Source organism: Micromonospora globispora, from assembly GCF_003857015.1.
GTDB lineage: Bacteria > Actinomycetota > Actinomycetes > Mycobacteriales > Micromonosporaceae > Micromonospora > Micromonospora globispora.
The window spans coordinates 1-5,269 of the sequence record NZ_QGGF01000051.1 but is presented as its reverse complement, the minus strand read 5'-3'; the positions used below and the strand labels follow the sequence as shown (position 1 = coordinate 5,269).

General features: G+C 74.0%; 6 protein-coding genes and 1 riboswitch. Of the genes, 5 read left to right on the top strand and 1 reads right to left on the bottom strand.

Going from position 1 to position 5,269, the window contains the following annotated elements; translation table 11 throughout:
• Positions 1-19: 19 nt before the first annotated feature.
• Positions 20-196: a hypothetical protein gene (locus tag DKL51_RS37640; RefSeq protein WP_185734669.1), complete on the bottom strand. Its 177-nt coding sequence runs from the start codon at positions 194-196 to the stop codon at positions 20-22.
• Between the two features lie 123 nt (positions 197-319).
• Between DKL51_RS37640 and DKL51_RS01515 the strand changes: the two genes are divergently transcribed.
• From DKL51_RS01515 to DKL51_RS01495, 5 genes are all read left to right on the top strand, one after another.
• Positions 320-925: a class I SAM-dependent methyltransferase gene (locus DKL51_RS01515; RefSeq protein WP_109943279.1), complete on the top strand. Its 606-nt coding sequence runs from the start codon at positions 320-322 to the stop codon at positions 923-925.
• Between the two features lie 41 nt (positions 926-966).
• Complete coding sequence (locus DKL51_RS01510; RefSeq protein ID WP_109943278.1) at positions 967-2,646, top strand: ABC-F family ATP-binding cassette domain-containing protein; 1,680 nt, start codon at positions 967-969, stop codon at positions 2,644-2,646.
• Between the two features lie 21 nt (positions 2,647-2,667).
• A complete protein-coding gene (locus DKL51_RS01505) occupies positions 2,668-3,630 on the top strand; it encodes an aldo/keto reductase (RefSeq protein WP_185734668.1) in 963 nt (320 codons plus the stop codon).
• A 220-nt stretch (positions 3,631-3,850) separates the two neighbouring features.
• Positions 3,851-3,959: riboswitch (TPP riboswitch) on the top strand.
• Entirely contained in the window at positions 3,954-4,580 is a 627-nt protein-coding gene (gene thiE / locus DKL51_RS01500) for a thiamine phosphate synthase (RefSeq protein ID WP_109943276.1), read from the top strand. Its footprint overlaps the riboswitch before it by 6 nt.
• A partial coding sequence (locus DKL51_RS01495; protein ID WP_124811644.1) for an FAD-dependent oxidoreductase occupies positions 4,574-5,269 on the top strand: 696 nt, incomplete at its 3' end. The genes thiE and DKL51_RS01495, both read left to right, overlap by 7 nt.

Below are 5,269 nucleotides of genomic sequence, written 5' to 3'. Positions count from 1 at the left end.
TATGCGATCGTCGGCAGCGTCAGATGTGTATAAGGGACCGGGCCGCCCGAGCCGGCGGGGGCAGCGACGGGGCGGGGAAGCGGGACGGCGAGGGACGCACGGGTGGAGGCGCAGCGGCGCCGGGCACCCACGGCTCCGGCCCGGGCTCCGGGTACTCCAGGAAGGCGTCCTCATCGGACTCGTACCGATACACCATGTGACCCACAGTAGGGCTGTTTGTCCCTTTAGGGAGAATGTCGCCGAATTCCGGCGGAGCGGCGGGGACCTGTTCGCCCCACCGTCGACGGGCCGTCCGGAGGTCGGTGCGACAATGCGGAACGTGACCGGCGACCACTACTTCACCGCTGAACCCACGACCGCCGCCCGGCCACGGGAGGTCGAGTTCTCCGTCGCCGGGCGGGACTACACCCTCGCCTCGGCCGGCGGGGTCTTTTCCGCCGGCCGGCTCGACCCCGGCACCGCGGTGCTGCTGCGCAAGGCCGAGCTGCCAGCGGGTGACGTCACCGGCCCGCTCCTCGACATCGGTTGTGGCTTCGGCCCGATCACCTGCGTCCTGGCCACCGCCGCGCCGTCCGCCACCGTCTGGGCGGTCGACGTCAACAAGCGGGCCCGCGAGCTGGCCGCCGCCAACGCCGCCCGGGTCGGCGCCGCCGACCGGGTCCGGGTCGTCGCGCCGGACGACGTACCGGCGGACGTCACCTTCGCGCAGGTCTGGTCCAACCCGCCGATTCATATCGGCAAGACGGAACTGCACGACCTGCTGCTGCGCTGGCTGCCCCGGCTCGCCCCGGACGGGGTCGCCTGGCTGGTGGTCGCCCGGCACCTCGGCGGGGACTCGCTGCACCGCTGGCTGGTCGAGCAGGGCTGGCAGGTGGAACGGCACGCCAGCCAGAAGGGCTACCGGGTGCTCCGGGTCACCCGGTAATTGAATGTCGCTCGCCCCGGGCGCTGGGGCAGGATGCCCGCGTGGGATACGTGGACGTGGCAGCGGTCGGGCACATCCTGCCCGACGGCCGGGAACTCTTCTCCGACGTGTCGTTCCGGGTCGGTGAGGGGGCCAAGGTGGCCCTGGTCGGCCCGAACGGCGCCGGCAAGACCACGCTGCTCCGGATGGTCGCCGGCGACCTGCCGGTGAAGACCGGCGGCGTCTCCCGCTCCGGGGGGCTCGGCGTGATGCGGCAGTTCATCGGCATGATCGGGGACGACTCCACCCTGGCCGACCTGGCGCTCTCGCTCGCCCCGCCCGCGCTGCGCGACGCCGGCCGCCGGCTCACCGCCACCGAGGCGGCCATGCGCGCCGCCGAGGTCCGCGGCAAGTACAGCACCGCGGCGAGCAAGGCCCAGCTCGCGTACGCGGACGCGCTCGCGGCCTGGGGCGAGGTCGGCGGGTACGACGTCGAAGTGCTCTTCGACACCGTCGCCACCATCGTGCTCGACCTGCCGTGGGACGCCGCCCGCGAGCGTCCGGTGCGGACCCTGTCCGGCGGTCAGCAGAAGCGGTTCGCCCTCGAACTGCTGCTCCGCGGCACCGACGAGGTGCTGCTCCTCGACGAGCCGGACAACTTCCTCGACGTACCCGGCAAGCGCTGGCTGGAGGCGCGGCTGCGCGAATCCGGCAAGTCGGTGCTCTACGTCTCGCACGACCGGGAGCTGCTGGCGCAGACCGCCGACCGGGTCGTCGCCGTCGAGGGCGGCAGCGCGTGGGTGCACCCCGGCAGCTTCGCCAGCTGGCACGAGGCCCGGGTGGCCCGGCACGCCCGCCTCGACGAGCTGCGCCGCCGCTGGGACGAGGAACACCAGAAGCTGCGCGAGCTGATGCTGATGTACAAGCAGAAGGCCGCGTACAACGACGGTATGGCGTCGCGGTACCAGGCCGCGCAGACCCGGTTGCGCAAGTTCGAGGAGGCCGGGCCGCCGCCCGTACCGCCGAAGGACCAGGACATCCGGATGCTCCTGACCGGCGGGCGGACCGGCAAACGCGCGGTGATCGCCGAGCAGCTCGAGCTCGACGGCCTCACCTACCCCTTCGACCTGGAGATCTGGTACGGCGACCGGGTCGCGGTGCTCGGCGCGAACGGGACCGGCAAGTCGCACTTCCTGCGCCTGCTGGCCCGTGGCGGCACCGATCCGGACCCGGCCAACACCCCGGTCGACGGCGCGGCCGCGCTCGCACCGGTCGCCCACGACGGGAAGGTCCGGCTCGGCGCGCGGGTGCGGCCCGGGCACTTCTCGCAGACCCACGACCGGCCCGAGCTGATGGCGAAGACGCTGGTCGACATCCTCTGGCGGGGCGACGAGCACCGGGCCGGGATGGACCGGCACGCGGCGATGGCCGCGCTCAGCCGGTACGAGCTGGCCGGTCAGGGCGACCAGCGGTTCGGCACCCTGTCGGGCGGGCAGCAGGCCCGGTTCCTGGTCCTGCTGCTGGAGCTGTCCGGGGCGACCCTGCTGCTGCTCGACGAGCCCACCGACAACCTCGACCTCGCCTCCGCCGAGGCGCTGGAGGCGGGGCTGGCCGCGTTCGAGGGAACGGTCATCGCGGTCACCCACGACCGGTGGTTCACCCGCTCCTTCGACCGGTTCGTGCTGTTCCGGGGCGACGGCGACGTGGTGGAGACCCCGGAACCGGTCTGGGACGTCGGGTGAGCCCCAGCCGGCGGGCATAGGGTGGATCTCGTGACTGAGATGACCTACCGCCGGCTGGGCGACTCCGGGCTCGTGGTGTCCGTGGTCGGCGTCGGCTGCAACAACTTCGGCCGCAAGCTCGACCTCGACGGCACCCGGGCGGTGGTGGACGCCGCCCTCGACGCCGGGATCAACTTCTTCGACACCGCCGACATCTACGGCGAGCCGCAGGGCGCCTCCGAGGAGCTGCTCGGTCAGGCGCTGAAGGGCCGCCGGGACGACGTGGTGGTGGCCACCAAGTTCGGCATGGACATGCACGGCATGAACGGGCCGGACTTCGGTGCGCGTGGCGCCCGGCGCTACATCGCCCGCGCGGTCGAGGCGTCGCTGCGCCGGCTCGGCACCGACCACATCGACCTGTACCAGATGCACGAGCCCGACCCGGGCACCCCGATCGACGAGACCCTCGCCGCCCTGGACGACCTGGTCCGCGACGGCAAGGTGCGTTACCTCGGCAACTCCAACTTCGCCGGCTGGCAGATCGCCGACGCGGACTGGGTCGCCTCGTCCAACGGGCGGACCCGCTTCATCTCCGCGCAGAACCACTACTCGTTGCTGGAGCGTTCGGTCGAGGCCGAGATCATCCCCGCCTGCGAACGGTTCGGTCTCGGCATGCTGCCGTTCTTCCCGCTGGCCAACGGCCTGCTCACCGGCAAGTACAAGCGCAACGAGGCCCCGCCCGCGGGCAGCCGCCTCGCCGGCGGTGGCCGGTACGCGCAGCGCCTCGCCGCCGCCGACTGGGACACCATCGAGGCGATCGAGGCGTACGCCGCCGAGCGCGGGATCTCGATGCTCCAGGTCGCCATCGGCGGGCTGGCCGCCCGGCCCGCGGTGACCTCGGTGATCGCCGGCGCCACCACGCCCGAGCAGGTGCGCGCGAACGTCGAGGCGGGCGCGTGGCAGCCCGCCGACGAGGACCTCGAAGCCCTCGACGCCATCCTCTGACCCGCCGACCGTCCCCGCGACGGTCCTCGCACATCGTGATGCCTCAGCGCCGTCGGCGACGCTGAGGCATCACGCTTCTTCGACCCAACGGCGGGCATCCCGACAGCATGGCGTGAGGTAGGCGTCACGCGCTGCCCGCACCGTCGGGATGGGACGGTCTGTGGGAAAACGTGGACTCCGCCCTTGGCGGATCGGCGCATCCGTCGTACGGTAGGCCCGCAAGTGACCCACGGGAGCCCGGTACACCGGGCTGAGAGGGGGGCTGGGAGCCCCCGACCGTCGAACCTGATCCGGGTAATGCCGGCGCAGGGAGGAGTGTTGCCGTGCCGTCCCTGGGACGTCTGCATCTGATCACCGACACCCGACCGGGGCGGGACCCGCTGGCGGTGCTGCGCGCTGCCCTGCCGGTGGCCCGCGCCGAGCTGGTCGTCCAGGTCCGGGTGGAGGACGACGCCACCGACCGGCAGGCGTACGACCTGGCTCGGCGGGTGGTCGCGCTCTGCGCGCCGTACGGGGCGACGTGCCTGGTCAACGACCGGTTGCACGTGGCGCTCGCGGTGGGCGCCGAGGGCGGGCACGTCGGCGCGGACGACCTGCCCGTCGGGGCGGCCCGTCGAGTGCTCGGCTCCACCGCCGTGCTCGGCGCGACCGCCCGGGAACCGGGTACGGCCGCCGAGGCGGTGGCCGCCGGGGCGAGCTACCTCGGGGTCGGCCCGTGCCACGCCACCAGCACCAAGGCCGGGCTGCCGGCACCGATCGGCCCGGACGGGGTACGCGCGGTCGCCGAGGCGGTGGACGTGCCGGTGATCGCGATCGGCGGGGTGACCGCCGCGGCGGTGCCGGCGCTGCGGGCCGCCGGGGCGTACGGGGTGGCGGTGGTTGGGGCGCTTTCCGGAGCGGCCGATCCCGGTCGGGCGACGGCGGAACTGCTCGGGGCGCTGACGTGCTGACCCGACCGGACGTCGCCGTGGTGGGGGCGGGACCGGTCGGGCTGGCGATCGCCTGGCGCTGCGCGCAGCGCGGGCTGCGGGTCGTCGTGCACGATCCGGCACCCGGTTCCGGCGCGTCCCACGTCGCCGCCGGGATGCTGTCGCCGGTCGCCGAGGCGTACTTCGGGGAGCACGTGCTGACCGGGCTGCTCGCCGCGTCCGCCGCCCGGTGGCCGGCGTTCGCCGCCGAGCTGGCCGAGGCCGTCGGCACCGGGTTCGGCTACCGGACCGAGGGGACCATCGTGGTCGGGTTGACCGGCGACGACCTGGCCGAGGCGCGGCGGCTCTGGTCGTACCAGCAGGGGTTGGGCCTGCCGATCACGCCGCTGCGCCCCTCGGAGCTGCGGGACCGCGAGCCGGCGCTGGCGCTGCGGGTGCGCGGCGGCGCGGTGGCGCCCGGCGACCATCAGGTCGACCCGCGGCGACTGGTCGGCGCGCTGCGCGCCGCCGCCGAGAAGGCCGGCGCGACGCTGGTTCCGGACGCGGTCGGCGCACTCTCCGACGTGGACGCGGGCGTCACCGTGGTGGCGGCCGGCTGTGGCGCGGCGGCGCTCACCGGGCTGCCGGTCCGGCCGGTGAAGGGGCAGGTGCTGCGGCTCCGCGCGCCCGGTGGCGACCCGCCGGGCCTCCGGCACGTGACCCGGGGGTAC